This window comes from Geothrix fermentans DSM 14018, from assembly GCF_000428885.1.
Taxonomy (GTDB): Bacteria; Acidobacteriota; Holophagae; order Holophagales; family Holophagaceae; genus Geothrix; species Geothrix fermentans.
In genome coordinates, this window is sequence record NZ_AUAU01000007.1 from 170,847 (window position 1) to 194,317 (window position 23,471).

The following is a 23,471-nucleotide window of genomic DNA, read 5'->3' on the forward strand; positions in this document are numbered from 1 at the left end:
TCGTGTCCTTCGTGGAGATCAGTTAAACCCGTGTACAAAGTGTACATAGGCGAACAGTGCCGGCGCCGCGAACACCAGGCTGTCCACGCGGTCCAGCACGCCGCCGTGGCCGGGGATGCTCACGCCCACGCAGGAGTCCTTCACGCCGGCGCTGCGCTTCCAGGTGCTCTCCACCAGGTCGCCCAGCTGGCCCGCGACGCCCAACAGCAGGCCCAGGGCGGCGACATCGACCAGGGTCCACTCGGGGCAGACCGTGGCCTGCATGAGGAGGGCTCCCAGGAGGTTGCCGGCCAGATTGCCCACGGCGCCCTCCCAGCTCTTCTTGGGGCTGACCCGGGGGGCCAGCTTGTGCTTGCCGAAGAAGGTGCCCACGAAGTAGGCGGCGCTGTCCCCGAACCACGTGATGATGAAGAGGGCCAGGATGAGGCGGCTGCCGGTCTTCGGCAGGGTGCCCTGGAGCATGAAGAGCTTCTGCTGGAAGCCCAGGCCGAAGCCCATGTAGAGGGCGCCGAGCCAGGTGATGGCCTGGCTGGGCAGGGCCTCCTCCAGCTTCCGGTCGAAGAAGAGGGCCCCGAAGTGGATGGCCATGGCCCCGCCGGCGAAGACCAGCCAGAGCGGCAGGGGATCCTGCCCCCCCGTGGCCAGGAAGAAGTGGCCGAGGACGCCCCAGGCCACGAGGGTCCCGGCGGCCAGCGAGGGGTTGAAGCCCCGCGCGCGGGCCATGAGGGTCATCTCCCGCACGCCGCCGAGGGTGGCCAGGGCCATGAGGGCCAGGTAGGTCCAGGGGGCCCAGGGCCGGTCGCCGAACCACAGGAGGCTGAAGAAGAAGACGCCGAAGACCAGGGCCGTGGTGATGCGCACGGTCATGTTCCGGGTGTCGACCTTGGGCGTGGTCCGTTCCATCAGATCCCCCCGAAGCGCCGCTCGCGCTGGGCGTAGTCCTCGAGCGCTTCCCTCAGCTCCGCGGGCCCGAAGTCCGGCCACAGGAGGTCCGTCATGTAGAGCTCGGCATAGGCCGACTGCCAGAGCAGGAAGTTGGAGATGCGGTGCTCGCCGCTGGTGCGGATGAGCAGGTCCACGTCCGGCACCCCCGCGGTCCAGAGCCGGGCCCCCAGGGCCGCCTCGTCCACCTGGTCCGGGCGGAGGCCGTCGGCCACGCAGCGCCGGGCGGCCTGGGCCAGCTCCAGGCGGGAGCCGTAGTTCACGGCCAGGTGGAAGGCCATGCCCGTGTTCCCCGCCGTGGCCTCTTCCAGGGCCTTCATGTCCGCCTGGATGCCCGCGGGCATGCCCTCCAGGGCGCCCAGGTGGTGGAAGCGGATGCCCTTCCGGGCCAGCTGGTGGACGAACATGCGCAGGTACATGCGCAGGAGGGCCATGAGGGCGGCCACCTCCTGGGGGGGGCGCTTCCAGTTCTCCGTGGAGAAGGCGTAGAGGCTCAGGTGCCGGATGCCGGCATCGGAGGCCGCCTCCAGGATGCGCTCCACCGCCTGCACACCCGCCTTGTGGCCCTTGATGCGGGGCCAGCTCCGCTGCGCTGCCCAGCGGCCGTTGCCGTCCATGATGATGGCCACATGGGTCGGAATAGTCATCGTGGGCCTAGACGCCAATCCAGAGCGGCAGGTTCCTCGTGGGCGGCCTCGCGTATCCCCGCAGGGGATACCGAGATGATGATGGCGACGTGAGTCGGGACGGTCATCGCGCCGGAAACCTCGGAAAGGTGAAAAAGGTCATGCTATCACGCGGGTTGCCGTAGAGCTGGGGAGCGGCCGGTTCCCCAAAGGCCCCGTGATAGGCTTGACTCCACATTTTTCCCTGGCGAACCCATGGTTCAGTTCAACACCCGAGCCAATGAGATCCTGCTCAAGCTGGTCTATTACGGGCCGGGCCTCTCGGGCAAGACGACCAACCTGCAGTCGCTGCACGCCATGTGTTCGGACCGGCAGCGGGGCGAGCTGTTCTCCGTCAACACCCAGGAGGACCGCACCCTCTTCTTCGATCTGCTGCCCATCAACCTGGGCTATGTCTACGGCAACTCCATCCACTTGCAGATCTATACGGTGCCGGGCCAGGTCCAGTACGACGCCAGCCGGCGCGTGGTGCTGGGCGGGGCGGACGGCGTGGTCTTCGTGGCGGATTCCAGCGAAGCCAAGATGCAGGACAACGTGGACTCGCTCTCGAACCTTTACCACAACCTCAACGCCAACCGGCTGAACATCAAGCAGATCCCCTTCGTCCTCCAGTACAACAAGCGGGACCTCCCCGATGCCATGGCCGTGGGCGTCATGAACCGCCGCCTGAACTTCCGCAGCGTCCCCTACTTCGAGTCCGTGGCCAACCGGGGCACGGGCGTGCTGGACACCTTCCTGGCCATCACCCGGGAGACGGTGGGCTACACCTTCAAGAAGTACCACCTGGACAAGAAGATCAAGGACTTCGACGAGATGCTGGCCCTCATCGAGTCCAATGTGCGCTCGACCCTGCGGGAGCTGCCGCCGCCGCCGGAGCCCCCCCCCGGGGCCACGGCGGACCTGGCCCCCGCCACGGACGCCACGGTGCTGAGGCACGGCAACGTGAGCGTGGACGACCTCCAGCCGGGCCGGGCGGCGGACCCCCAGGAGCTGCTGGAGAACGCCCTCAAGTCCAACATGGAGACCGCCCGCCTCTATTCGGAGCTGAAGCAGGCCAAGGAGGCCCTGGAGAAGAAGAACGAGGAGCTGGGCCAGCTCTACGCCCAGCTGGAGCGGGTGAACCAGGACAACCAGAAGACCCGGAAGTACCTGGAGGGCCTCGTCCAGAACATGGGCGAGGCCGTGGTGTCCTTCGCGCCCGACGGCAAGATCCTCACCTGGAACACCGCGGCCGAGCGGATCTTCGGATATGCCCGGGCCGAGATCATGGGCCGCGGCATCACCCAGCTGGCGCCCGCCCACCTGGTGGGCGAGCTGGACCAGATCACCCTCCAGGTGGGCCGCGGGCAGGTGGTCCGTGACCCGGAGACGGTGCGCGTCCGGAAGAATGGCCAGGCCTTCCCGGCCAGCATCACCTACGCGCCCGTGCGGGGGGCCGATGACCGTGTCATCGCCCTGTCCGCCCTGATCCGCGATATCAGCGAGACCCAGGCCCTGGAGGACCTGCTGGTCCACTCCCAGAAGCACGAGGCCCTGGGGCGCCTGGTGCCGGCCCTCTTCCACGAGGCCGCCAACCGGCTCACACCCGTCCTGCTGGAGGCCCGGCTCATCTCCGAATCCGCCCTGGATCCCCACCAGGCCGACCAGGCGGCCCGCTTGGTGAAGGCCGTGGACTCGGTGCAGGGCCTGCTGGGCCCCCTCCAGACGGTGCTGAACCCCCCGGCCCCCGCCCGCGTCCAGGGCCAGCTCAACCAGGTGATCCAGGAGGTCGCCGCCCTGGTGGAGTTGAAGGCCCGGCGGGTGGGCGCCACCCTGGACCTCAACCTGGACCCCGCCCTGCCCGAGGCGGCCTTCGACCCGGACCTCATGCGCCAGGCCCTGGCCAACCTGCTGCTGAACGGGATCCAGTCCGTGGCCACCAGCGCCACGAAGCGCATGCGGGTCGCCTCCCGCACGGTGGATGGCCAGATCCAGGTGGTGGTCCAGGATTCGGGCGCCCCCCTGCCCGAGGCCAGCCTCGCGGATCTCTTCGACCCGGCCTCCGCCGCCACGCCGGAGGCCCTCGGCCTGCCCGTGGCCCAGATCATCACCCGGCAGCACGGGGGCCGCATCACGGTGCGGAGCCAGGAGGGCCTGGGGAACGCCTTCCTCCTGGAGCTGCCCCTGCAGGCCGGGGAGGGGCCGGGGGATGCGCCCCCAGCCGCCGCGTCCCGGGCCGGGCTCCAGGGGCGCCGGGCCCTGGTGGTGGACGATGAGTCCTTCCTGCTGGAGTGCCTGGTGGACGCCCTGCAGGTCTGGGGCCTGGAAGTGGCGTCGGCGGGCAGGGGCGAGGAGGCCATCCAGCGCCTGGAGACCGGAGCCTTCGACCTGATCGTCTCCGACATCCGCATGCCCGGCCTGTCGGGCATGGACCTCTACGAGTGGCTGCAGGCCCGGCGGCCCGCGATGACCCGGCGCATCCTCTACACCACGGGGGATTCCTTCGACGCGAAGACCCGGGCCTTCCTGGAGGCGAACCAGGTGCCCTTCCTGGGTAAGCCTTTCGATCTAAAGCAGCTCAAACAAAGCCTTGAGCACCTGGTAGAGATTCCGATCGAGGCGTGAGCTCCCCCCGTTGCGTCATAATGGGGCCTCTCATCGCACCCTCAACGAGGAGCTACCATGCAGCGCCGCTGGGTCTTGGCAGTCATCGTGGGATCGGGCCTCCTGGCCCAGACGCCCCCTCCCGCTCCTCCGCCCGCGCCGGCGCCCGCTCCGGCCCCTGCTCCAGCGGAGGCCCAGCCCCAGGTTCCCGAGCCCAAGGCTGAACCCAAGCCCGAGCCCCAGCCCGCGGAGATGAAGGCGGAGGTGCCGCCCCTCCCGAAGCCCGAGCCCAAGACCCCTGAGGCCAAGCCCTTCGACCAGCTGCGCCCCAGCCAGCGGAAGCTGGCCTACACCCTGCAGCGGGCCGCCCTCTCCGCCCATGAGCTGGGCTACTACCGCAGCCACCCGAAGGTCGTCGAGGTCCGGGACGCCCTCGGTGCCCTCGTGGCCGTGAAGTCCATCCTCCCGGAGAAGGCCTCTGCCGCCATTCCCGCCGTCGAGACGTACCTGGCCAAGGTGCGCGCCCAGCATGGGCTGTATGACGCCGACGGGAAGAAGATTCTTCTCGAGGCCACCTGGAAGGACCTCCAGGCCGCCGCGCGTGCCGCCGCGAAGGCCGACGCCAAGGGGCTGGAGCCGCGTCTCGCCAAGCTGCGGGGCCTCCTGCTCGATCCCAAGGTCGACGCCGCCGCCCCCACCTGGACTGCGCCCGAGCCGCCGGCCAAGGGCAAGAAGGCCAAGGCCGCCAAGGGGCCCAAGGCGCCCGAGGGCTTCGCCAACCAGAAGGCCATCACGGCCCTGTGGGTGAAGCGGGCCCAGACCTGGATCGACAACACGCGCCAGGAGGTGGACGTCAAGGGCGAGAAGAAGCTGCGCAGCGTGCCCGACCCCGTCCAGACCAAGGCCCTGAACGCCCTGCTCATCTGGCTGGAGAACGAGGACCTCGACCTGCTCCGCGATCCCGGCTTCGGCTGGCTGGACCTGCGCCGCCTGGGCGCGACGCCGGGCGCGGCCCTGCTGGTCCACGCCAATGACATCGCCACCTCCAAGGCCCCCGAGGGCCCCGCCGGCGAGCTGGCCCTGCTGCCCACCCTCGAGCCCGTGATGGCCGAGAGCAAGTTCAGCAAGGGCGATGAGAAGCGCCAGGTGCTGTCGGACGTCAAGCAGGGGGCCCCCGCCGCGGACCTCGCGGCGCAGATGGCGGCCTTCGAGAAGCTGGCCCGCAGCCGCGAGCTGGACGTCAAATAGGCCGGCGTTTTCTACTGAAAAGGGGGCGCCGCGGCGCCCCCTTTTCAGATCATTCCTCGCCCTTCCGCTGCTTCCCCTCCGGGTCGAACTGGTAGCCCACGCTGCGGATGGTGTGGACCCAGCGGGGGTGGTGGGGATCCAGCTCCATCACCCGGCGGATGCGCACGATGAAGTTGTCCACGGTGCGGCTGGTGGGATAGGCGTCCTCGCCCCACACCTTGTCCAGGATGTCCGTGCGGCTCACCACCTGGCCGGGCCGCTCCATGAGCAGACGGAGGATCATGCACTCCTTCATGCCCAGCTGGAAGGGACCGTTGGGGCCTTCGCCGCAGTAGTTGTCGAAGTCCACCCAGTGGGCGCCGAAGGCCTGACGGCTGCTCATCTCCCGGCTCTTGTACCAGGCCTCGCGCCGCAGGATGGCCCGCACCCGCAGGAGCAGCTCCTTCACCTGGAAGGGCTTGCCCAGGTAGTCGTCGGCCCCGGTCTCGAAGCCGTGCACCCGGTCGTCGTCCGTGTTCTTGGCCGTGAGGAAGAGGACGGGCGTGAAGTTCTTGGCCTCGCGCACCTTCTCGCAGATGGTGAAGCCGTCCATGCCCGGCAGCATGACGTCGAGGATGACCAGGTCGAAGGTTTCCGCCAGGATCTGCTTCAGGGCCTGGTCACCCCGGGGGATCCAGGTGCAGGCCAGGCCCTCCAGCTCGAGGTTGAGCTTGATGCCCTCGGCGAGGCTGAGTTCGTCTTCCACCAGCAGGATCTTGGGCTCGGCCATGGCGCACTCCGGCAACTCGTTGATCCTACTAGAATAGGGAGCGGAGCGCCCATGGACCCCTACCTGAGCATCGTCATCCCCATCTACAACGAGGAGGAGAACATCCCCTCGCTCTGGGAGCGCCTGTCCAAGGTGATGGCCGAGTCCTTCACGGACCCGTCAAAGCCCTGGGAGGTCATCTTCACGGACGACGGGAGCCGGGACCGCAGTCTGGCCATGCTCATCGACATCGCCAAGGCCGAGCCCCGGGTGAAGGTGGTGGAGTTCAACCGCAACTACGGCCAGCACAGCGCCATCTTCGCCGCCCTCGCCGAGGTGGGGGGCCGCGTCGTCGTCACCCTGGACGCGGACCTCCAGAACCCCCCGGAGGAGATCCCCAAGCTCGTGGCCAAGGTGGAGGAGGGCTTCGACGTGGTGGGCGGCTGGCGCCAGGGGCGCCAGGAGAACGACAGCTTCTTCCGCACCATGCCCAGCAAGATCGTCAACGCCGTCACCCGCAAGACCACGGGCGTGAAGCTCCACGACTATGGCTGCATGCTGCGGGCCTACAGCCGCGAGGTGGTGGACGCTATGCTGCTCTGCAAGGAGCGCTCGAGCTTCATCCCCGCCCTGGCCAACAGCTTCGCCAAGCGCATCACCGAGGTGCCCGTGGCCCACGCCGAGCGGGCCGCCGGCGAGAGCAAGTACGGCCTCTGGAAGCTCGTCAACCTCCAGTTCGACCTGCTCACCAGCTTCAGCCTCCTGCCCCTCCAGGCCCTCAGCGTGTTCGGCGTCATCACCGCCGGCTTCGGGTTCCTGCTGTTCCTGGGCCTGGTGGTCTACCGCTTCCTGCACCCCGAAGGCACGGCCCAGGGCGTGTTCACGCTGTTCGCCATCCTCTTCTTCTTCGTGGGCTGCCAGTTCATCGCCTTCGGCCTGCTGGGCGAGTACATCGGCCGCATCTACCAGGAGGTGCGCGACCGGCCCCGCTACATGGTGAAGAAGGTCCACCAGGGCCAGTAGCCGCCTAGCCCTGGCGGCCCGCCGCCGGGAAGGTCACCGTGGCGACCAGGCCGGTGCCCGAGTCCGGGTCCGAGAGCCGCACCTCGGCGCCCAGGGCCTGGGCCACCTCCTGGACGATGGACAGGCCCAGGCCGCAGCCGGGGGTGTCGTCCTGGTTCAGCCGGCAGAACCGCTCGAAGACCCGGGCCCGGTCTCCCGGCGGGATGCCCGGGCCGTTGTCCTGGACCCGCAGGGTGATGCCATCTCCGGTCCGGCCCAGGGCGAGGGTCACCTTCCCCCCGGGCGGCGTGTAGCGCAGGGCGTTGTCCACCAGGTTGGCCACCAGCTCGTGGAGCATGGCCGCGGGGGCCCGCAGGTCCACGGGCTCCCCGGCGTGGTCGAAGCCCAGGTCGATGTTCCGCGCATGGGCCAGGGGCGCCTGCTCCTCCAGCACCCGCTGGGTGAGGGTGGCCAGGTCCACGGGATCCCGGGGCCGGGAGAGCTGGGCCCCGGCCTCGGCCTGCGAGAGGGTGAGCAGCTGGTTCACCAGGCGCGTGCCCTGGCGGACACTCTCGGACATGGCCCCCAGGACCTCGTCCTTGAGGGCGGGATCGGCGCTGCGCAGGCCGTGGCTGGCCTGGGTCTGGAGCACGGCGAAGGGGGTGCGGAGCTGGTGGGAGGCGTTGGCGATGAAGCGGCTCCGCACGGCCATCTGGGCGTCCAGCCGCTGGATGTAGCTGTTGAGGGCCTCCACCAGGGGGCGGAGCTCCTGCGGCAGGGGGCGGGCCCGGAGGGGCTCCAGGGAGCCGGGCTTGCGCCGGCCCACCTCGTCCCGGAGGCGGAGGATGTCCTTCAGGCCCCGCCTCAGGGCGAACCAGATCAGCAGCCCCGCCAGGGCCAGGGTCCACATGTCCTGGCGCAGGGTGGTGGTCCAGAGCTTCCTGACCAGCTGGTCGTGGTCCTGGAGGGTCTGGGCCACCTCGATGATCACGGGACCCTCCGCCGGAGCCGCGAAGACCGGCTGGGCGTAGGCCACCACGCGCACCGCCTCGCCCCGGACCTCCGCGGGGAACCGCACGGACTCCTCCGGGCGGAGCCCCATCGGCGGGGGCGGGAGCTCCGCATAGCCCGAGAGCAGGACGCCCTGGGGAGACGCGATGCGGTAGTACACGCGGTCCTCGGCCCCGGACTGGAAGAGCTCCAGGGCGGCGGGCGGGATGGCCACGTCCAGCAGGCCATCCTCGAAGCGGATCTGCTGGGCGATGGTGCGGGCCGAGCCCAGCAGCAGGCGGTCCTGCACCATGTCGGCCGTGCGCCGCGCCTCCTGCCGGGCCAGGGCGAGGTTCACGAGGGCGAGGGCGCCCAGGGGCACCAGCAGCCAGAGCAGCAGGCGGGCCCGGAGGCTGAGGGTCGTGGTCTCAGGCCTCATGGCGGGGCTTCAGGAGGTAGCCGAGGCCGCGGAGCGTGACGATCACCGCATCGCCCGGCTCGAGCTTCCGGCGGAGGCGGTGCACGTAGATCTCAATGGCCTCCGGATTCACGGCCTCGTCGATGGAGAACAGGCTCTCGGCCAGGGCCCGCTTGGCCACGGTCTTGCCAGCCTTCATCATCAGCAACTCCAGCACGGCATGCTCCCGCGGCGTCAGGGCCAGCGGGGCGCCCGCGAGGGTGAACTCCCGGCTGTTGCTGTCGTAGACGAGGGAGGCGCAGGACAGGATCGGATTCTTCTGCTGGTTGGAGCGGCGGAGCAGGGCGCGGATGCGGGCCTCCAGCTCGTGGACCTCGAAGGGCTTGACCATGTAGTCGTCGGCCCCGAAGTCCAGGCCCTCGATCCGGTCGCGGGTGGCGTCGAAGGCCGTGAGGATGAGTACCGGCACGGGATTGCGCCGGCTCCGCGCGCGCTTGAGCACCTCCCGCCCGTCCAGCCCGGGCAGGGCCAGGTCCAGGATCACCAGGTCGTAGGCCTCCGTGCGGAGGAGCCCGTCCGCCTCCAGGCCGTCGTGGGCGCACTCCACCGTGTACTTGTCGGCGCGGAGGGTGCGGGCCAGCCATTCGGAGAGGGGGCGGTTGTCCTCGACCAGCAGGAGTTTCATGGCGAAGTCCCGGGCGAGGTCACTTGACGGCGTTCACGAATTCCAGCGTGTAGGTGCTGGCGAGGTCCACGGCCTTCCCTTGGAGGGAGCGCTCCGTGGAGGCCAGCACGCGCAGGACGTTGGCGGGCCCCTGGGCGGGCATCCGGCCGTCGGGGATGAAGATGGGCTTGCTGCGGGCCAGGGCCTTGACGTAGACGGCCCGGTCCCCCCCGTAGAACTCGGCGGGGAGCTGGTCGGCGATCTCCGCGGCCGTGTGGCCCTGGATGTAGCGCAGGGCCCTCACCAGCGCGTTGACCAGCTTCTGGACCTCGGGCTTGTGCCGGTTCACCCAGGCCGTCTGCATGTAGAGGCAGGAGGCCGGGTAGGGCCCGCCCAGGGCCCGGGCCGTGTCCTCGGGCGTGCGCAGGTCCACCAGCACCCGAGCCCTCCCTGTGGCGAGCAGGCGCGAGGCCGTGGGCTCCGTGGTCATGCCCGCCCCGATGGCGCCGCTGGTCATGGCTTCGATGAAGGAGTCGCCGGTGCCCACGGGCCGGAAGGACACCTGGTTCAGCCGGAGCCCCGCGGACATCGCGAGGTAGCGGGAGAGGAACTGCGTGGAGGAGCCCAGTCCCGTCACGCCCAGGGTCTGGCCTCCGAGGTCCGCCATGGTGCGCACCCGGGGCAACCGGGAGGACACCAGCTCCACCTCGCCGGGAGCCTGGGCGAACTGGATGACCGAGGTGACGGCCTTCCCCTGGGCCTGCATGTAGATGGCGTGGTCGTAGAAGCCCACCACGCCCTGGGCGCCGCCCACCAGAAGGACATCCACGCCCCGCACGCCCGCCCACTCGCTGCGCACCTCCACCTCCAGCCCCTCCTGCTGGAAGTAGCCCAGCTGCTGGGCGAGCTTCACCGGCAGGTAGATGATCTTCTCGATGCCGCCGGCCATCAGCACGATGCGCTCGGCGGCCGCGGCCGGGCGGGCGATTCCCGCCAGCAGGGCCAGGGCGAGGAGCGGCAGCTGGATCGCACGCTTCATGGGGCCTCCTGGGATGGGTCTGCGCGACTCCAGGATGCGCGAACCGGGCGATCTGGACAGGGGTCGCGTGACAGAACGCACATTCGGCGCGGCTGAAAGCTGGCTGAAAGGTTGGGCTCCTAGATTCCCCCCTGTCCTCTGCTCTCTCCCCCAACCCTCCCACGGGCGGCGCCCCCGGCCGAGCGCCTCCGCCGCTTCGTGCGCTTCCAGGAAGGAACCCCATGAAGATCCATCCGATGCTCTGCCTCGCTGCCGCGGCCTGCCTCCAGGCCCAGGATCCGGACGTCCAGGCCGAGCTGGCCCGCCAGAGCGCGCGCATCGCCGAGCTCGAGAAGAAGGCCGCGGCGAAGCCCGAGGCCAAGCCTGATGCAGGCGCCTTCAAATTCCCCGCGGAGCTGACCCCCTACGTCCTCATCGACGCCACCCTGGGCTCCAGGACCAACGCCACGGCGGACGGCCGCACCAAGGTCGACTTCATGGAGTCCTGGTTCAGCGGCAGCCGCTGGGGCCTGAAGGGCGCCATCAAGACCAACGTCGACGGCCTCAGCGTGATCTACAAGCTCGAGAGCGAGTACTTCCTCTACGACGGCGAGCAGGGCAAGGCCAACACCCTGTTCAACCGCGACGCCTGGCTGGGCATCAAGAGCAAGGAGCTGGGCCAGATCACCTTCGGCCGCCAGAACAGCCTGGCCCGCGATTTCGCGGTGATCTACGGGGATCCCTTCGCCCATGCCGACGTGAACTACGACGAGGGCGGCTGGACCAACAACAACAACTTCAAGTCCCTGGTCTACTACGCCGGCGCGGTGAGCGTGGGCTCTCCGACCGGCGGGCCCGCCCAGACCCGCATCGACAAGGGTGCGGTGTGGAAGAAGGTCACCGACGGCGGCTTCGCCATGGGCGCCGCCTACAACCTGAACTACGAATCCAACACCACCACCAAGAACTCCACGGCCTCCGTGGCCCTGGGCTACAACGCCAAGGCCTTCCACCTGGCGGGCTTCTACACCCAGGCCAACAACAACGGCCACACGCAGAAGTCCGCCTCCGCCGGCGGGAACGTGAAGCCCGTGGAATGGCTGCGGATCAACGCAGGCTACTTCCACTACACGGCCGAGCAGGGCCTGAACCACCCGGACCGCAAGGACTCGGCCTTCACCGTGTCCGCCTCCGTCCAGACCGATCCGAAGTGGAGCTACTACCTGGGCTTCCAGTCCATGAAGGCCGACGACGCCGGCATGGGCGCGGCCACCGGCGCCTGGGTGAACCCCTTCGCCGACACGGCCAACAAGGCCTACTTCGTGTCCGGCCGCCGGGACACCACCTATGGCGGCGTGCGGCGCCACCTCGGCAAGAAGATGGAGGCCTACGTGGTTTGCGACTACCTGAAGCTCCACGACGCCTTCCGGCTCTCGGCCACGAACCCCCACGACTCCCAGACCGAGTTCGCCCTCGGCCTGCGCATCCGCGCCCTCTAGCCGTCCCTCCCGCCGGGCCCGGCGGTCCCACGAAACTCCCCACCCGGCGCCAGCCGCCGGGCCCCACCTTCAGGTGTCGACATGTCCAATCCCGAACCCCGAGGCGGGGGATGGCTGGGCGCCAAGCCCCTTCCCCTTCTGGCCACCCTCGCGGTGGGCTGCCTCCTCTACTTCGCCCTGCCCCGCGTCGCGCCGGTGCCCGACGCCAAGCTCTTCGCGGGCAGCGCCGCCTCCAAGGCCAAGAACGGCGCGAAGCCCGCCGAGAAGGCCGCCAAACCTGGCGATGCGAAACCCGCCGACAAGCCCAAATCCGCCGAGGCCAAGATGGAGGCCAAAACAGGGCCCAAGCCGGACGCCCCAGTCAGGAAGCTGGGCCCGAAAGAGCTCGAGGTCCAGCGCATCGAGGCGGAAGCCAGGGCGAAGTTCGAGGCCGCCGCCAAAGCCAAGGCTGAGGCCGAAGCCAAGGTGAAGGCGGAGGCGGACGCCAAGGCCAAGGTCGAGGCCGAGAAGGTCCGCCAGGCGGACTGGGTGCGCGGCCTGCACCTCTTCGCCATCTTCGTGGCCACCATCCTCGGCATCATCCTGCGGCCCCTGCCCATGGGCGCTGTGGCCATGGTGGGCGTGGGCCTCACGGCCATCACGGGGACGCTGCCCATCGGCGACAGCCTCAGCGGCTTCGCGGAGAAGACCCTCTGGCTCATCATCGTGGCCTTCATGTTCGCCCGGGGCTTCATCAAGACCGGCCTGGGCACGCGCATCGCCTACTTCTTCATGCGCCTGCTGGGCAAGCGCACCTTGGGCCTGGCCTACGGCTTCGCCGCCACGGAGTTCGTGCTGGCCCCCGTGGTTCCCAGCAACACCGCCCGGACGGCGGGCGTGATCATGCCCATCATGCGATCCCTCGCGAGGGCCTACGGCAGCAACCCCGAGGACGGCACCGCGCGCAAGATCGGCGCCTACCTCACCGTGACCTGCTTCAACCTGGACCTCATCGTCAGCGCCATGTTCCTCACGGCCATGGCGGCCAACCCCATGACCCAGAAGTTCGCCGCGGACTTCGGCATCACCATCACCTGGAACAGCTGGTTCGTGGCGGCCATCGTGCCGGGCCTCGTGGGCCTGCTGGTGATCCCCTACTTCTTCTACAAGCTCTACAAGCCCGAGATCACCGAGACGCCCGAGGCCGTCGAGATGGCCAAGGCCAAGCTCGCGGAGATGGGGAAGTTCTCCATGCCCGAGTGGCTCATGACCGCCGTGTTCAGCTTCGTGCTGGTGCTGTGGGTCATCGGCGAGAAGACCTTCGGCATCGACGGCACCACCGCCGCGCTCCTGGGGCTGGCTCTGCTGCTGCTGACGGGCGTGCTGACCTGGAAGGATGTCCTGGAAGAACACAACGCCTGGGACGTGCTCATCTGGACCGGCGGCCTGATCATGATGGCGGGCTTCCTGAACAAGCTGGGCATGATTCCCTGGTTCAGCAAGGTGGTGGGCGCCTCCATGGCGGGCCACGGCTGGCACTTCGCCTTCATCGTGCTGAGCCTCACCTACTTCTACGCCCACTACTTCTTCGCCAGCATGACGGCCCACGCCGGCGCCATGTATGCGGCCTTCCTGGGCGTGGCCCTCACCCTGGGCGCTCCGCCCATGCTGGCGGCCCTGGTGCTCTGCTTCTTCTCCAACCTGCACGCCAGCATGACCCACTACGGGACGGGCCCCGCCCCGGCCATGTTCGGCCTGGGCTACGTGCCCATCGGCACCTGGTGGCGCCTGGGCTTCATCGCCAGCGTCGTGAACATCTTCATCTGGGTGGTGGTCGGCGGTGCCTGGTGGAAGGTGCTGCACCTCTGGTAGGTTCGCAGTCACCGCGGGGGGCCTGTCTGGCGCGGGCCCCCCGTTCTTCCTGTCTGCCCGGGTGACCATGAGCGAAGGCAAGCCCCTACCGGAGAACCCAGCGGGTCCCAGGTCCCTGGCGGACCTCTTCCTGTCCTTCAGCTGGCTGGCCCTGCAGGGCTTCGGCGGCGTGATGGCGGTGGCCCAGCGGGAGCTGGTGGAGCGCAAGCGCTGGCTCAGCCGGGCCGCCTTCCTCGAAGAGTGGGCCGTGGCCCAGATCATGCCCGGGCCCAACGTCATGAACCTCTCCCTGGTGATCGGCGGGCGGAGCTTCGGCTGGCGGGGCGCCTTGGCGGCCATGGCCGGCATGCTCACGCTGCCGCTGCTGCTGGTCCTGCTGCTGGCGGTGGCCTACGGCCGGTTCGGCACGCATCCGGCCGTGGCCCGGGCCCTGCGCGGCATGGGAGCCGTGGCCGCGGGCCTGATCATGGCCGCGGCCCTCCGCCTCTCCGGGGGCCTGAAGGGCCATCCCCTCGGTGGGCCCGCCTCTGCGGCCTTGGCCGTGGGCGCCTTCGGGGGGGTGGCGCTGCTGCACTGGCCCATGCCCTTCGTCCTGCTGGGGCTGGGCAGTGTGGCCTGCCTGGCCACCTACGTGAGACTGGATCCGTGATGGCCGCCCCGGGAACCTTCGCCCTGCACGGATGGGACTGGCTGCAGCTCTTCGGCCAGTTCCTCCTGCTCTCGCTGCTCTCCGTGGGCGGCGCCCTCACCACGGCCCCGGAGATGCACCGCTACCTGGTGCTCCAGCAGCGCTGGCTCAGCGAGGCCCAGTTCAGCAACTCCATCACGCTCGCCCAGGCCGCGCCGGGGCCGAACATCCTCTTCGTGGCCCTCCTGGGCTGGAATCTGGGCATGAACTCCGGCGGGCCCCTGCTGGCGCTGGCGGGGGTGGTCCTCTCCCTGACGGGCATCCTGCTCCCCAGCACCATCGTCACGCACCTGGCCTCGCAGTGGGGCCACCGGAACCGGCACCTCCGCCCGGTGCGCGCCTTCAAGCAGGGCATGGCCCCCGTGGTCATCGGGCTCATGCTGGCCACGGGCTGGATCCTCGCCCGCGCCTCCCAGGCCGGCGGCAAAGCTTGGCCCCTGGGCCTGCTCACCGCCGCCACGGCCCTGCTGATCTGGCGCACCCGGCTCCACGTGCTCTGGCTCCTGGGGGCCGGGGCGCTCCTGGGCGTCCTCGGCCTGGTCTAGGAACCGTCCTCGCCGCTCCAGCCCTCGCCGTCCTCCTCCTGGGGCTTCTCCGGGAGGCGGTAGCTCTCGCTGGACCAGGCGCCCAGGTCCCGGACCTGGCAGCGCTCGGAGCAGAAGGGCTTGAAGGGGTTGCCCTCCCAGGCGGTGGGCGTGCGACAGATGGGGCAGGGACGAAGCGTCATGGAATCAGCATATCCTTCAGTGATCACCTATCAATAACGAAGAAAATATGAGTTAATATTAGAAGATTTTATTGACAACGCCCGTTTCCCCTTTATCCTCTTAGGGACAGGGTGGGTGCAATCCGGCCTGTCCCCCCATCAGCACCCTTCAGGAGGAGCGACACCATGGGCAAGATCATCGGCATTGACCTCGGCACCACCAACAGCTGCGTGGCCGTCATGGAGGGCGGGCAGCCCAAGGTGATCCCGAACCCCGAGGGCGCCGACACCACGCCGTCCGTGGTGGGCTTCAACCCCAAGACCAGCGAGCGGCTCGTGGGCGCTCCGGCCAAGCGCCAGGCCGTGGCCCAGCCCAAGAGCACCATCTACTCCATCAAGCGCTTCATGGGCCTGCCCTACGCCGACTCCGACAAGGAACAGAAGCTCGTCCCCTACACCGTGGAGCGGGCCGACAAGGGCGGCTGCGCCGTGGTGGTGAACGGCAAGCACCTCAGCCCCGAGGAGATCAGCGCCGCGGTGCTGACCAAGATGAAGGAAGCCGCCGAGGCCTACCTGGGCGAGAAGGTCAGCGAGGCCGTCATCACCGTGCCCGCCTACTTCAACGACGCCCAGCGCCAGGCCACCAAGGACGCCGGCGCCATCGCGGGCCTGGACGTGAAGCGCATCGTCAACGAACCGACCGCCGCGGCCCTCGCGTATGGCCTCGACAAGAAGAAGGACGGCACCATCGCCGTCTTCGACTTCGGCGGCGGCACCTTCGACATCAGCATCCTCGAAGTCTCCGAGGGCGTGGTCGAGGTGAAGTCCACCAACGGCGACACCCACCTGGGCGGCGACAACATCGATCAGGCCATCATCGACTGGCTGGCGGACGAGTTCCAGAAGGCCGAGGGCATCGACCTCCGCAAGCAGGCCGACGCCATGCAGCGCCTGAAGGAGGCCGCCGAGAAGGCCAAGATCGAGCTCTCCAGCACCACCCAGACCGACATCAGCCTGCCCTACATCACGGCAGATGCCAGCGGCCCCAAGCACGTGAACCAGACGCTCTCCCGCGCCAAGTTCGAGCTGATGATCGAGCCCATCCTCCAGAAGCTCAAGGGCCCCTGCGAGAACGCGGTGAAGGACGCCAAGCTCTCCCACCACGAGATCGACGAAGTGGTGATGGTGGGCGGCTCCACCCGCATCCCCAAGGTGCTGGAGATGGTGAAGTCCATCTTCGGCAAGGAGCCCAACCACAGCGTGAACCCCGACGAGGTCGTGGCCCTGGGCGCTGCCGTGCAGGCCGGCGTGCTGGCGGGCGACGTGAAGGGCGTGCTGCTCCTGGACGTGACGCCGCTCAGCCTCGGCATCAACGCCAACGGCGGCCAGATGAGCGTCATCATCCCGCGCAACACCACCATTCCCACCAAGCGCAGCGAGATCTACACCACCGCCGTGGACAACCAGCCCGGTGTGGACATCGAGGTGTTCCAGGGTGAGCGGCCCGTGGTCGAGGGCAACAAGCTGCTGGGCCAGTTCCACCTCGGCAACATCGCGCCCGCGCCGCGCGGCATGCCCCAGATCGAGGTGACCTTCGACATCGACGCCAACGGCATTGTGCACGTCACCGCCAAAGACAAGGGCACCGGCAAGGACGCCAGCATCACGCTGACGGGCAGCACGGGCCTCTCCAAGGAGGAGATCGACGCCAAGGTGAAGGATGCGGAGGCCCACAAGGCCGATGACGAGGCCCGCAAGGCCCTGCTGGAGGAGAAGAACCACCTCGACCAGATGGTCTACCAGGTGGAGAAGCTCCTGAAGGACAGCGGCGACAAGCTGCCCGAGGGCGACAAGAAGGAGGCCGAGGAGGCCATCACCGAAGCCAAGGCCGCCCTGGCCAGCCTGGACCAGGACCGCATCAAGAAGGCCCTGGAGACCCTCACCGCCAAGAGCCACAAGCTGGCGGAGACCCTCTACAAGTCGGAGCCCCCGGCGGGTGACGGCCCGGCTCCAGGCGCTGGCGCGCCTGGAGAAAAGAAGGGTGGGGATGACAATGTCATCGATGCCGAAGTTGTGAGTTAGTCTGTCCTACAAAAAGGGGGAGCCGACGGCTCCCCCTTTTTGTAGCTAGAAAAAATCTTAGTGCCCTAGACTAAAGCCATGTCCCACCCCGACTACTACCAGATCCTGGGCGTGCCCCGGACAGCCTCGGACGAGGAGATCAAGAAGGCGTACCGCAAGCTGGCGCGGAAGCACCACCCGGACCTGAACCCCGGCGACGCCAAGGCGGAAGCGGAGTTCAAGAAGCTGTCCGAGGCCAACGAGGTGCTGTCGGATCCCGAGAAGCGGAAGAACTACGACACCTACGGCGATCCCGCCGGCCCCGGGGCCCAGGTGCCGCCAGGCTTCGAGCAGGGCGGGGGCTTCTCCTTCGAGGACATCTTCGGAGGGTTCGCCGGCGGCGGCTTCGGCGGGCGCCCCATGCGCCACGGCCCCGAGCGGGGCGAGGACCTCATCCACACCGTGCGCCTGGGCTTCCGCGAAGCCTTCGAGGGCACGCGGCTGAGCCTGCGGGTGAACCGCTCCGAGCCCTGCCTGGCCTGCCGGGGCACGGGCGAGGCCTCCAAGAAGCAGGAGGTCTGCCGCACCTGCAACGGCAAGGGCAAGCTGGGCGGCGGCGGGGGTTTCCTCTCCTTCGGCCGCACCTGCCCCGACTGCCAGGGCCGCGGCACGCGAGCCCCGGCCTGCCCCGAGTGCGGGGGCGCGGGCCGGCATCCCCGTCAGGAGACGGTCACCATCGCCATCCCCCCGGGGGTGGAGGACGGCGCCAAGCTCCGCGTGGCCGGCAAGGGCGAGGCGGGACGCCGTGGCGGCGGACCCGGCGACCTCTACCTGCAGATCAGCATGGAGCCCGATGCCCGCTTCGAGCGCAAGGGTCCGAACCTCTACGTGAAACTGCCCGTCAGCTTCTCCGAGGCGGCCCTGGGGGCCAAGGTGGAGGTGCCCACGCCGGAGGGGCACCAGACCATCAAAGTTCCCCCGGGCACCCAGACCGGCGCCCGGCTGCGGCTAAAGGGCCAGGGCATGCCCATCCCCCGGGGCAGCCAGCGGGGCGACCTCATCGCGGAGGTGGCCGTGGTGACGCCCCAGATCCAGGACGAGCGCAGCAAGGAGCTGCTGCGCGAGCTGGCGGAGCTGAACGACGCGGACGTGCGCAAGCAGCGAGGACACCATGGCTAGGAGCTCATATCGCCTCCCCACGACGCCGCGCGAGGGGTGCCGGGCGAGTGAGGCGAGGAACGCGAGTCGATGCGTAGCGGGTACTACGCGCGACGAGCGTGACGCGGCATCGCGACGCCCGCCATCCCTCGCCCGGAGGGATGAAGCCAGCCGGGCACCCCGCGGCGTCTGGGCCCTTGAACAACGAACCACGTTGCCCTGCGGGCCCTTCCTCGCGGTGCATCCCGGCTGGCTGTCATCGCGGCATTGCGGGGAGGCGATATGAGCTCCAGAGATCCGAGGATGGGCGCCTACATGATCGGCGTGGTGTCCATGCGCTACGGCGTGCACCCCCAGACCCTGCGCCTCTACGAGCGGGAGGGCCTGCTCACCCCCAGCCGCACCGAGGGCAAGACGCGCCTCTACAGCGACGAGGACCTGGAGCGCCTGGAGTTCATCCTCAACCTCACCCGGGACCTGGGCGTGAACCTGGCCGGCGTGGAGGTGGTGCTCACCCTGCGGGACCGCCTGAACCACATGCAGGAGGACCTGGAACGCCTGGCCCAGGCCCTGGAGGCCGCCGGCGTGAAGGACGTGCCCCGGCCCGCTTCGGGAACCGGGCTGGTCAAGCTCACGTCGCACGGATTGCGCAAGCGCTGAAGCCGACCGGAGTTGCCCAGGGGGCGGGGATCGCTTGCTATGCTGGACCCTCCCCCAAGGTGTTCCGTGCCCCTCCGGCATCTCGAAGAGCGCTCCCTCGACAAGTACTTCGACTCCATCCGCCATCTGCCTCTGCTGACGGCGGAGGAGGAGCGGATCAACGGGCGGCTGTGGCAGAACGACCGCAACCCCGAGGGCCTCCGCAAGCTCGTCGAGGGCAACCTGCGCTTCGTGGTGAAGGAGGCGCGGAAGTTCGAGGGCATGGGCCTGGACCTGCTGGACCTCATCAGCGAGGGCAACCTGGGCCTCATCGAGGCCGCCAAGCGCTTCGATCCCGAGCGCCAGAACAAGTTCCTCACCTACGCCTCCTGGTGGGTGCGTCAGGCCATCTTCCACGCGCTGGCCGAGCACGGAAACAAGATCCGCCTGCCCCAGAAGGTGGCGGGCCACCTGGTGCAGCTCAACCGCGTCACCCAGAGGCTCAGCCAGTCCCTGGGCCGCGTGCCCATGCTCCAGGAGATCGCGGAAGCGGCGAACCTCAGTGTGGAGGAGGTGGAGCGCCTCCAGCTGCTCCAGCAGACCACGTCCACGGTCTCCACCGAGCAGGGCCTGGGCGATTCCGACCTCACCGTGGGCGACAGCCTGGAGCAGGAGGTGGAGCCCTCCGCCATGCACACCCTGGACCAGGAAGCCTTCCTGGAGCAGATCGAGGCGAGCCTCCAGACCCTGAGCGAGAAGGAGCGGAAGATCATCGCCCTGCACTTCGGCCTGGGGGGCCAGGAGCCCCTCACCCTCGAGCAGATCGGCAAGCAGTTCGACCCGCCCATCTCCCGGGAGCGCGTGCGCCAGCTGGAGGAGCGGGCCTTCTCCCGCATCCGCGAGCGGCGCCGCGAGGTGCTGGGCGGCTTCCTGCGCGGCGGGGACGCGCCATGAGCGGGACGGCCCCATGCTGAAGGGCCGCCCGGACTGCCCCCGCTGCCAGGGCCAGGGCCTCATCTTCGATCCGGATCCGCAGAAGCCGGTGCGGGTCTGCGGCTGCACGGCCGATGTGGCGCCCGACGCCGAGGCCCTGGGCCTGCCCGCCCGCTACCGGGAGGCCGAGTTCACGCGCTTCTGGAAGTGGTGGAACAACGCCCAGGCCAGCGGCACGCGGGCCCTCCTGGACCGTGTCCCGGACCTGGACGAGTGGCTGGTCCGGCCCGAGGAGGAGGTGGGCCCCATTCCCGCCCGGGAGGACCTGGCCCGCCTGCTCCAGGCCCTGCGCAAGCGGCCCGAGCACGGCATCCGCCCTGCGGGGTCCGAGGCGCTCTTCCAGTGGGCCCAGAACGGCAAGCACAAGTTCCGGCACGGCTGGGAGCTGTGGTGGATCCACGGCCCGGCCCAGAGCGGCCGCAGCACCCTGGCCGCCGCGGCCCTGCGGGCCTGGACCGAGCGCACGGGCCGGGGCGGGCGCTTCGTGTCCGTTCGGACCCTCAGCCAGGGCATCAAGGATGCCTACTACGACATCCGCAGCTTCCAGAACCAGGCCTTCCAGAGCGTGCGCGACCTCATCGAGCCCCTCCAGGATCCGCCCCTGCTGGTGCTGGACGACTGGGACCGCATGGACACGGACATCCGCGTGGCCGCGGCCCTGGCCCAGCTCCTGGACCACCGCTACGGCGAGGAGCTGCCCACCATCCTCACCGCCGCCTGGCCCCCGGAGGCCCTGGACCGCCGGGAGAACCACCCCCTGGCGCGCCTGGAGGACGGCAGCCTCCTGGAGCGGCTCCGCGGCGCCGAGCGCGTGGAGATGGTGCCGGCGCTGAAGCCCTGGATCGACCGCATGGAGCGCGGGTAGGTGATGCGGACGCTGCTCCGCGGCCTCCTCCGCCTGCACCTCTCCCGGTCCTCCGGACTCTGGCTCCTCACGGCGGGCCTCACCTTCCTGCTGGGCTGGGGCACCCTGCGCGTGGAGCGGGCCCTGGACCTCATGAGCCTGCTGCCCGCCGAGCACCCGGCCGTCCGGGCCAACCTGGAGGCCGGCGTGGGCCAGCAGGAGCTGCTCTGGCTGGTGGCCGAGGGAGACGAGGCCAACCTGGGGGCCCGCCGCGACTGGGCCGAGGGCCTGGTGGACCGCCTGCTCACGGACGGCGGCCTCCCCCTCAACGGCCTGGCCGCCGAGGGTCGCCTCTCGGATCCCATCCCCGTGCCGGGTCCCGGCGGCGTGAGCCCCTGGCCCGCCCTCCTGGCCGTGGGCGCCATCACCGAGGGCGATGCCGCCGTGAGCCGCCTCACCACGGAGACCCTCTACGCCCTGGCCCCCGCCTGGCTGGGGGACCGCCTGGCGCCCCTGAAGGATCCGGCGGAACTCCAGCGGCGCCTGCAGGCCACGGCGCGGACCCTGGGCTCCCCCGAACCCCTGCCCGCGGCCCTGGCCCGCCTGGATCCCCTGGGCCTCCGGGACCTGGCACCCCAGACCGGCGAGGGCATGGCCAAGGCCCAGGCCCTGGGCCGGGCCTTCTCCCTGCGCATGCGGACCGGCTACCTGGAGACCAAGGACGGCCGCTTCGTCCTCCTGCCCCTGGTGGCGGGCTTCCCTGCCACGGACGTGAAGGCCACCACCAGGGCCCTGGCCTGGCTGGGCCGCGGAGCCCAGGGGCCCCTGCCCCCGGCGGCCTCCCTGAAGGCGGCCGAGGCCGCGCTGGGCCCCCAGTCAGATCGGCCCTTCGCCCTTCAGGCCACGGGTGCCCACGCCATCACGGCCTGGGAATCCCACCGGCTGAGCTTCGAGGTGGCCCTCAGCCTGGCCCTCAGTTTCGTCCTCATCGGCCTGGTGTACTGGCTGGGCTTCCGCACCCTGGCGGGCTACGGCTTCGTCATGGGGCCCCTGCTCATCGGCATGGTGTGGGCTCTGGGCCTCACGGGCTGGATCCTGGGGCGGGTGAACCTCATGGCCGCGGGCTTCGGCGCCGTGCTGCTGGGCGTGGGCGACGACGTGGGGATCATGCTCTTCAGCCGCTACCGCGAGGAGCGCCGGGCCGGCCGGACCAAGGCCTGGGCCCTGCGGGCGGCGCTGCTGGGCACGGGGCCCGGCGTGGTGGCGGGCGCCCTGGCCACGGCCCTGGCCTTCCTGGCCCTGGCCTTCGCCCCCTTCCCCGGCATCCGGGACCTGGGCCTCACCACGGGCCTGGGCCTCCTCGCCTGCCTCGCCGCCACCTTCCTGGTGATGCCGCCCCTGCTGCTCTGGCTGGACCGGGGGAAGGGAACCTTCGCTCCGGGGCCGCCCCCGCCCCTGCCCCGGCGCCGGGCCTGGGCCCCCTGGGCGGCCCTGGGCCTGCTGGCCCTGGCCATCCTCGGCGCCCCGCGCACCCGCTGGGAGGAGGACCTCCGCCGCTTCCGGGCCCAGGGCAATCCGGCCCTCACCCTCCAGACCCGCCTGACCAAGACCCTCGGAGCCAGCCTCCAGCCCCTGGCCCTCCAGATTCCCCTCGAGGATCCGGACCGCCTGCCGGCCCGCTGGAACCGGCTGAGCCCCATCCTCCGCGAGGCGGGTCTGCCCGTTCCCGACTGGCAGGCCATGGATCCCGAGCTGAGGCACGCCCTGGGCTCCGAGACCTGGCGCCGCCAGGTGCTGGAGGCCGCGGCCCGGGCGGGGCTGGATCCCGCGGGTCTGGAGGGGCCCCTGGCGGCCCTGGCCTCCGCGGTCTCGGACCCCGGGGAGCCGGTGCGGGCCCTCCAGGCCCTGCTGCCCCGGGCAACCCAGGCCGAGGAGGAGGCGCGGCGCTGGACCCTCTGGGACCGCCTGCACCGCGGGCGGACCCCGGCCCCCCTGGCGCCGGCCCTGACCGTGCCCCTGCGCCTGGACGAGGCGGCCCTCACCCGCCTCACGCCCGAGGTCGAGGCGGCGGGCGGGCGCTTCGTGGGCACCCAGCCCCTCTTCCGGGTGGTGAAGGGCATCGCCCGGGACGCCGTCCGCGAGGCTGTGCTCCTGGCCCTGGCGGGTATCTTCGCCGTCATCGCCTTCTTCGGCCGCAGCCTGCGCTTCGCGCTCCTGGCCCTCATCCCCCTGGTGGCCAGCCAGGCCGGGGCCATGGGCGTCCTGGGCTGGGCCGGCGAGCCCCTGACCTTCCTCTCCCTCATGGCCATCCCCATCGCCCTGGGCGTGAGCGTGGACACGGCCTTCAACCTGCTGCACCGGGCCCGGGGGGAGGCCGACGCCTCCCAGCGCGTGGCCCGGGTGAACGCCGTCTGTGCCGGCACCACCCTCGCGGGCTTCGGTGGCATGGTCTTCAGCGGCTACCGCGGCCTGCGCGGCCTGGGCCTCGCCTGCCTGGGCGGCGTGGCCCTGGCCCTGGTCCTCACCCAGTGGCTCCTGCCGGTGCTGCTGGAGCGGTGGCCTTTACAAGCCAAAGAGAAAAAATGAAATCCGGGGATGGACAGAGATGAGCGGAGAAAGAAGTTCGGCTTTATCTCTGTCCATCTCCGTTCATCTCCGGCTTTTATCTTTTTGAGGTAATCCATGGCTGACCTGGATGCCATCACGGAGCGGATCCTCGGCTGCGCCTTCAAG

Annotated in this window: 20 protein-coding genes; 13 read left to right on the top strand and 7 right to left on the bottom strand. The window is 69.8% G+C overall.

Going from position 1 to position 23,471, the window contains the following annotated elements:
- Positions 1 to 18: 18 nt before the first annotated feature.
- Together G398_RS15700 and uppS are read right to left on the bottom strand one after the other, a co-directional pair.
- Positions 19 to 903: a phosphatidate cytidylyltransferase gene (locus tag G398_RS15700; protein WP_052571227.1), complete on the bottom strand. Its 885-nt coding sequence runs from the start codon at positions 901 to 903 to the stop codon at positions 19 to 21.
- Entirely contained in the window at positions 903 to 1,589 is a 687-nt protein-coding gene (gene uppS, locus G398_RS0102670; RefSeq protein ID WP_043483156.1) for a polyprenyl diphosphate synthase, read from the bottom strand. The genes G398_RS15700 and uppS overlap by 1 nt, the downstream gene beginning before the upstream one ends.
- A gap of 234 nt (positions 1,590 to 1,823) precedes the next feature.
- On the opposite strand from uppS, the gene G398_RS20120 reads away from it, so the two are divergent.
- Complete coding sequence (locus G398_RS20120) at positions 1,824 to 4,232, top strand: response regulator (RefSeq protein WP_084511884.1); 2,409 nt, start codon at positions 1,824 to 1,826, stop codon at positions 4,230 to 4,232.
- Between the two features lie 57 nt (positions 4,233 to 4,289).
- On the top strand, positions 4,290 to 5,459 hold the full coding sequence (locus tag G398_RS21145) for a hypothetical protein (protein ID WP_043483158.1): 1,170 nt from the start codon (positions 4,290 to 4,292) through the stop codon (positions 5,457 to 5,459).
- 49 nt (positions 5,460 to 5,508) lie between these two features.
- Here the strand turns inward: G398_RS21145 and G398_RS0102685 are convergent, their stop codons facing one another.
- Positions 5,509 to 6,228: a response regulator transcription factor gene (locus tag G398_RS0102685; protein WP_026852452.1), complete on the bottom strand. Its 720-nt coding sequence runs from the start codon at positions 6,226 to 6,228 to the stop codon at positions 5,509 to 5,511.
- Between the two features lie 51 nt (positions 6,229 to 6,279).
- Between G398_RS0102685 and G398_RS0102690 the strand changes: the two genes are divergently transcribed.
- Positions 6,280 to 7,230 carry a glycosyltransferase gene (locus G398_RS0102690; RefSeq protein WP_026852453.1) on the top strand — a complete coding sequence of 317 codons (951 nt, stop codon included), beginning with the start codon at positions 6,280 to 6,282 and terminating at the stop codon, positions 7,228 to 7,230.
- A gap of 4 nt (positions 7,231 to 7,234) precedes the next feature.
- On the opposite strand, the gene G398_RS0102695 is transcribed toward G398_RS0102690, so the two are convergent.
- From G398_RS0102695 to G398_RS0102705, 3 genes are read right to left on the bottom strand one after another with little or no spacing between them, the layout of a single operon-like run.
- Positions 7,235 to 8,638, bottom strand: coding sequence for a sensor histidine kinase (locus G398_RS0102695; RefSeq protein WP_043483160.1), 1,404 nt, complete (start codon positions 8,636 to 8,638; stop codon positions 7,235 to 7,237).
- On the bottom strand, positions 8,628 to 9,302 hold the full coding sequence (locus G398_RS0102700) for a response regulator (protein ID WP_026852455.1): 675 nt from the start codon (positions 9,300 to 9,302) through the stop codon (positions 8,628 to 8,630). Before G398_RS0102700 ends, G398_RS0102695 begins: the two co-directional genes overlap by 11 nt.
- A gap of 19 nt (positions 9,303 to 9,321) precedes the next feature.
- Positions 9,322 to 10,320, bottom strand: coding sequence for an ABC transporter substrate-binding protein (locus tag G398_RS0102705; RefSeq protein WP_026852456.1), 999 nt, complete (start codon positions 10,318 to 10,320; stop codon positions 9,322 to 9,324).
- A gap of 221 nt (positions 10,321 to 10,541) precedes the next feature.
- Between G398_RS0102705 and G398_RS15715 the strand changes: the two genes are divergently transcribed.
- The 4 genes from G398_RS15715 to G398_RS0102725 all read left to right on the top strand — a co-directional run bounded on the left by G398_RS15715 (position 10,542) and on the right by G398_RS0102725 (position 14,882).
- Positions 10,542 to 11,798 (top strand): porin, encoded by a 1,257-nt coding sequence (locus G398_RS15715; RefSeq protein ID WP_052571229.1) that lies wholly within the window; start codon positions 10,542 to 10,544, stop codon positions 11,796 to 11,798.
- Positions 11,799 to 12,197: 399 nt separating this feature from the next.
- Positions 12,198 to 13,649 (top strand): anion permease, encoded by a 1,452-nt coding sequence (locus G398_RS0102715; protein WP_052571242.1) that lies wholly within the window; start codon positions 12,198 to 12,200, stop codon positions 13,647 to 13,649.
- A gap of 67 nt (positions 13,650 to 13,716) precedes the next feature.
- The gene (locus G398_RS0102720; protein WP_026852458.1) at positions 13,717 to 14,298 is read left to right on the top strand and encodes a chromate transporter; all 582 of its coding nucleotides are present in this window, start codon (positions 13,717 to 13,719) and stop codon (positions 14,296 to 14,298) included.
- Entirely contained in the window at positions 14,298 to 14,882 is a 585-nt protein-coding gene (locus tag G398_RS0102725) for a chromate transporter (protein ID WP_043483164.1), read from the top strand. The genes G398_RS0102720 and G398_RS0102725 overlap by 1 nt, the downstream gene beginning before the upstream one ends.
- On the opposite strand, the gene G398_RS0102730 is transcribed toward G398_RS0102725, so the two are convergent.
- Positions 14,879 to 15,064: a DNA gyrase inhibitor YacG gene (locus G398_RS0102730; protein WP_026852460.1), complete on the bottom strand. Its 186-nt coding sequence runs from the start codon at positions 15,062 to 15,064 to the stop codon at positions 14,879 to 14,881. The two genes, G398_RS0102725 and G398_RS0102730, sit on opposite strands and share 4 nt — an antisense overlap.
- A 165-nt stretch (positions 15,065 to 15,229) precedes the next feature.
- Between G398_RS0102730 and dnaK the strand changes: the two genes are divergently transcribed.
- The 6 genes from dnaK (at position 15,230) to G398_RS21845 (ending at position 23,324) form a co-directional block, all read left to right on the top strand.
- Entirely contained in the window at positions 15,230 to 17,125 is a 1,896-nt protein-coding gene (gene dnaK / locus G398_RS0102735; RefSeq protein ID WP_026852461.1) for a molecular chaperone DnaK, read from the top strand.
- A 78-nt stretch (positions 17,126 to 17,203) separates the two neighbouring features.
- Entirely contained in the window at positions 17,204 to 18,283 is a 1,080-nt protein-coding gene (gene dnaJ / locus G398_RS0102740; RefSeq protein ID WP_026852462.1) for a molecular chaperone DnaJ, read from the top strand.
- Between the two features lie 261 nt (positions 18,284 to 18,544).
- Positions 18,545 to 18,922: a MerR family transcriptional regulator gene (locus G398_RS15720; RefSeq protein WP_084511888.1), complete on the top strand. Its 378-nt coding sequence runs from the start codon at positions 18,545 to 18,547 to the stop codon at positions 18,920 to 18,922.
- 66 nt (positions 18,923 to 18,988) lie between these two features.
- Positions 18,989 to 19,855 carry a sigma-70 family RNA polymerase sigma factor gene (locus G398_RS0102750; RefSeq protein WP_026852463.1) on the top strand — a complete coding sequence of 289 codons (867 nt, stop codon included), beginning with the start codon at positions 18,989 to 18,991 and terminating at the stop codon, positions 19,853 to 19,855.
- A gap of 13 nt (positions 19,856 to 19,868) precedes the next feature.
- Positions 19,869 to 20,759, top strand: a complete 891-nt coding sequence (locus tag G398_RS0102755; RefSeq protein WP_026852464.1) for a P-loop NTPase family protein — start codon at positions 19,869 to 19,871, stop codon at positions 20,757 to 20,759.
- Positions 20,760 to 20,762: 3 nt separating this feature from the next.
- Positions 20,763 to 23,324, top strand: coding sequence for an MMPL family transporter (locus tag G398_RS21845; RefSeq protein ID WP_026852465.1), 2,562 nt, complete (start codon positions 20,763 to 20,765; stop codon positions 23,322 to 23,324).
- The last annotated feature ends 147 nt before the right edge of the window (positions 23,325 to 23,471 follow it).

What these genes read in the sequence shown, in the direction of transcription:
- G398_RS15720 (WP_084511888.1), top strand. Translation starts at nt 18,545, where the DNA reads ATGAGCTCCAGAGATCCGAGGATGGGCGCCTACATGATCGGCGTGGTG.
- G398_RS21845 (WP_026852465.1), top strand. Translation starts at nt 20,763, where the DNA reads ATGCGGACGCTGCTCCGCGGCCTCCTCCGCCTGCACCTCTCCCGGTCC.
- G398_RS0102695 (WP_043483160.1), bottom strand. Translation starts at nt 8,638, where the DNA reads ATGAGGCCTGAGACCACGACCCTCAGCCTCCGGGCCCGCCTGCTGCTC.
- G398_RS0102730 (WP_026852460.1), bottom strand. Translation starts at nt 15,064, where the DNA reads ATGACGCTTCGTCCCTGCCCCATCTGTCGCACGCCCACCGCCTGGGAG.
- uppS (WP_043483156.1), bottom strand. Translation starts at nt 1,589, where the DNA reads ATGACTATTCCGACCCATGTGGCCATCATCATGGACGGCAACGGCCGC.
- dnaJ (WP_026852462.1), top strand. Translation starts at nt 17,204, where the DNA reads ATGTCCCACCCCGACTACTACCAGATCCTGGGCGTGCCCCGGACAGCC.
- G398_RS0102725 (WP_043483164.1), top strand. Translation starts at nt 14,298, where the DNA reads ATGGCCGCCCCGGGAACCTTCGCCCTGCACGGATGGGACTGGCTGCAG.
- G398_RS21145 (WP_043483158.1), top strand. Translation starts at nt 4,290, where the DNA reads ATGCAGCGCCGCTGGGTCTTGGCAGTCATCGTGGGATCGGGCCTCCTG.
- G398_RS15715 (WP_052571229.1), top strand. Translation starts at nt 10,542, where the DNA reads ATGAAGATCCATCCGATGCTCTGCCTCGCTGCCGCGGCCTGCCTCCAG.
- G398_RS0102700 (WP_026852455.1), bottom strand. Translation starts at nt 9,302, where the DNA reads ATGAAACTCCTGCTGGTCGAGGACAACCGCCCCCTCTCCGAATGGCTG.
- G398_RS0102685 (WP_026852452.1), bottom strand. Translation starts at nt 6,228, where the DNA reads ATGGCCGAGCCCAAGATCCTGCTGGTGGAAGACGAACTCAGCCTCGCC.
- G398_RS0102720 (WP_026852458.1), top strand. Translation starts at nt 13,717, where the DNA reads ATGAGCGAAGGCAAGCCCCTACCGGAGAACCCAGCGGGTCCCAGGTCC.
- dnaK (WP_026852461.1), top strand. Translation starts at nt 15,230, where the DNA reads ATGGGCAAGATCATCGGCATTGACCTCGGCACCACCAACAGCTGCGTG.
- G398_RS0102705 (WP_026852456.1), bottom strand. Translation starts at nt 10,320, where the DNA reads ATGAAGCGTGCGATCCAGCTGCCGCTCCTCGCCCTGGCCCTGCTGGCG.
- G398_RS15700 (WP_052571227.1), bottom strand. Translation starts at nt 903, where the DNA reads ATGGAACGGACCACGCCCAAGGTCGACACCCGGAACATGACCGTGCGC.
- G398_RS20120 (WP_084511884.1), top strand. Translation starts at nt 1,824, where the DNA reads ATGGTTCAGTTCAACACCCGAGCCAATGAGATCCTGCTCAAGCTGGTC.
- G398_RS0102755 (WP_026852464.1), top strand. Translation starts at nt 19,869, where the DNA reads ATGCTGAAGGGCCGCCCGGACTGCCCCCGCTGCCAGGGCCAGGGCCTC.
- G398_RS0102690 (WP_026852453.1), top strand. Translation starts at nt 6,280, where the DNA reads ATGGACCCCTACCTGAGCATCGTCATCCCCATCTACAACGAGGAGGAG.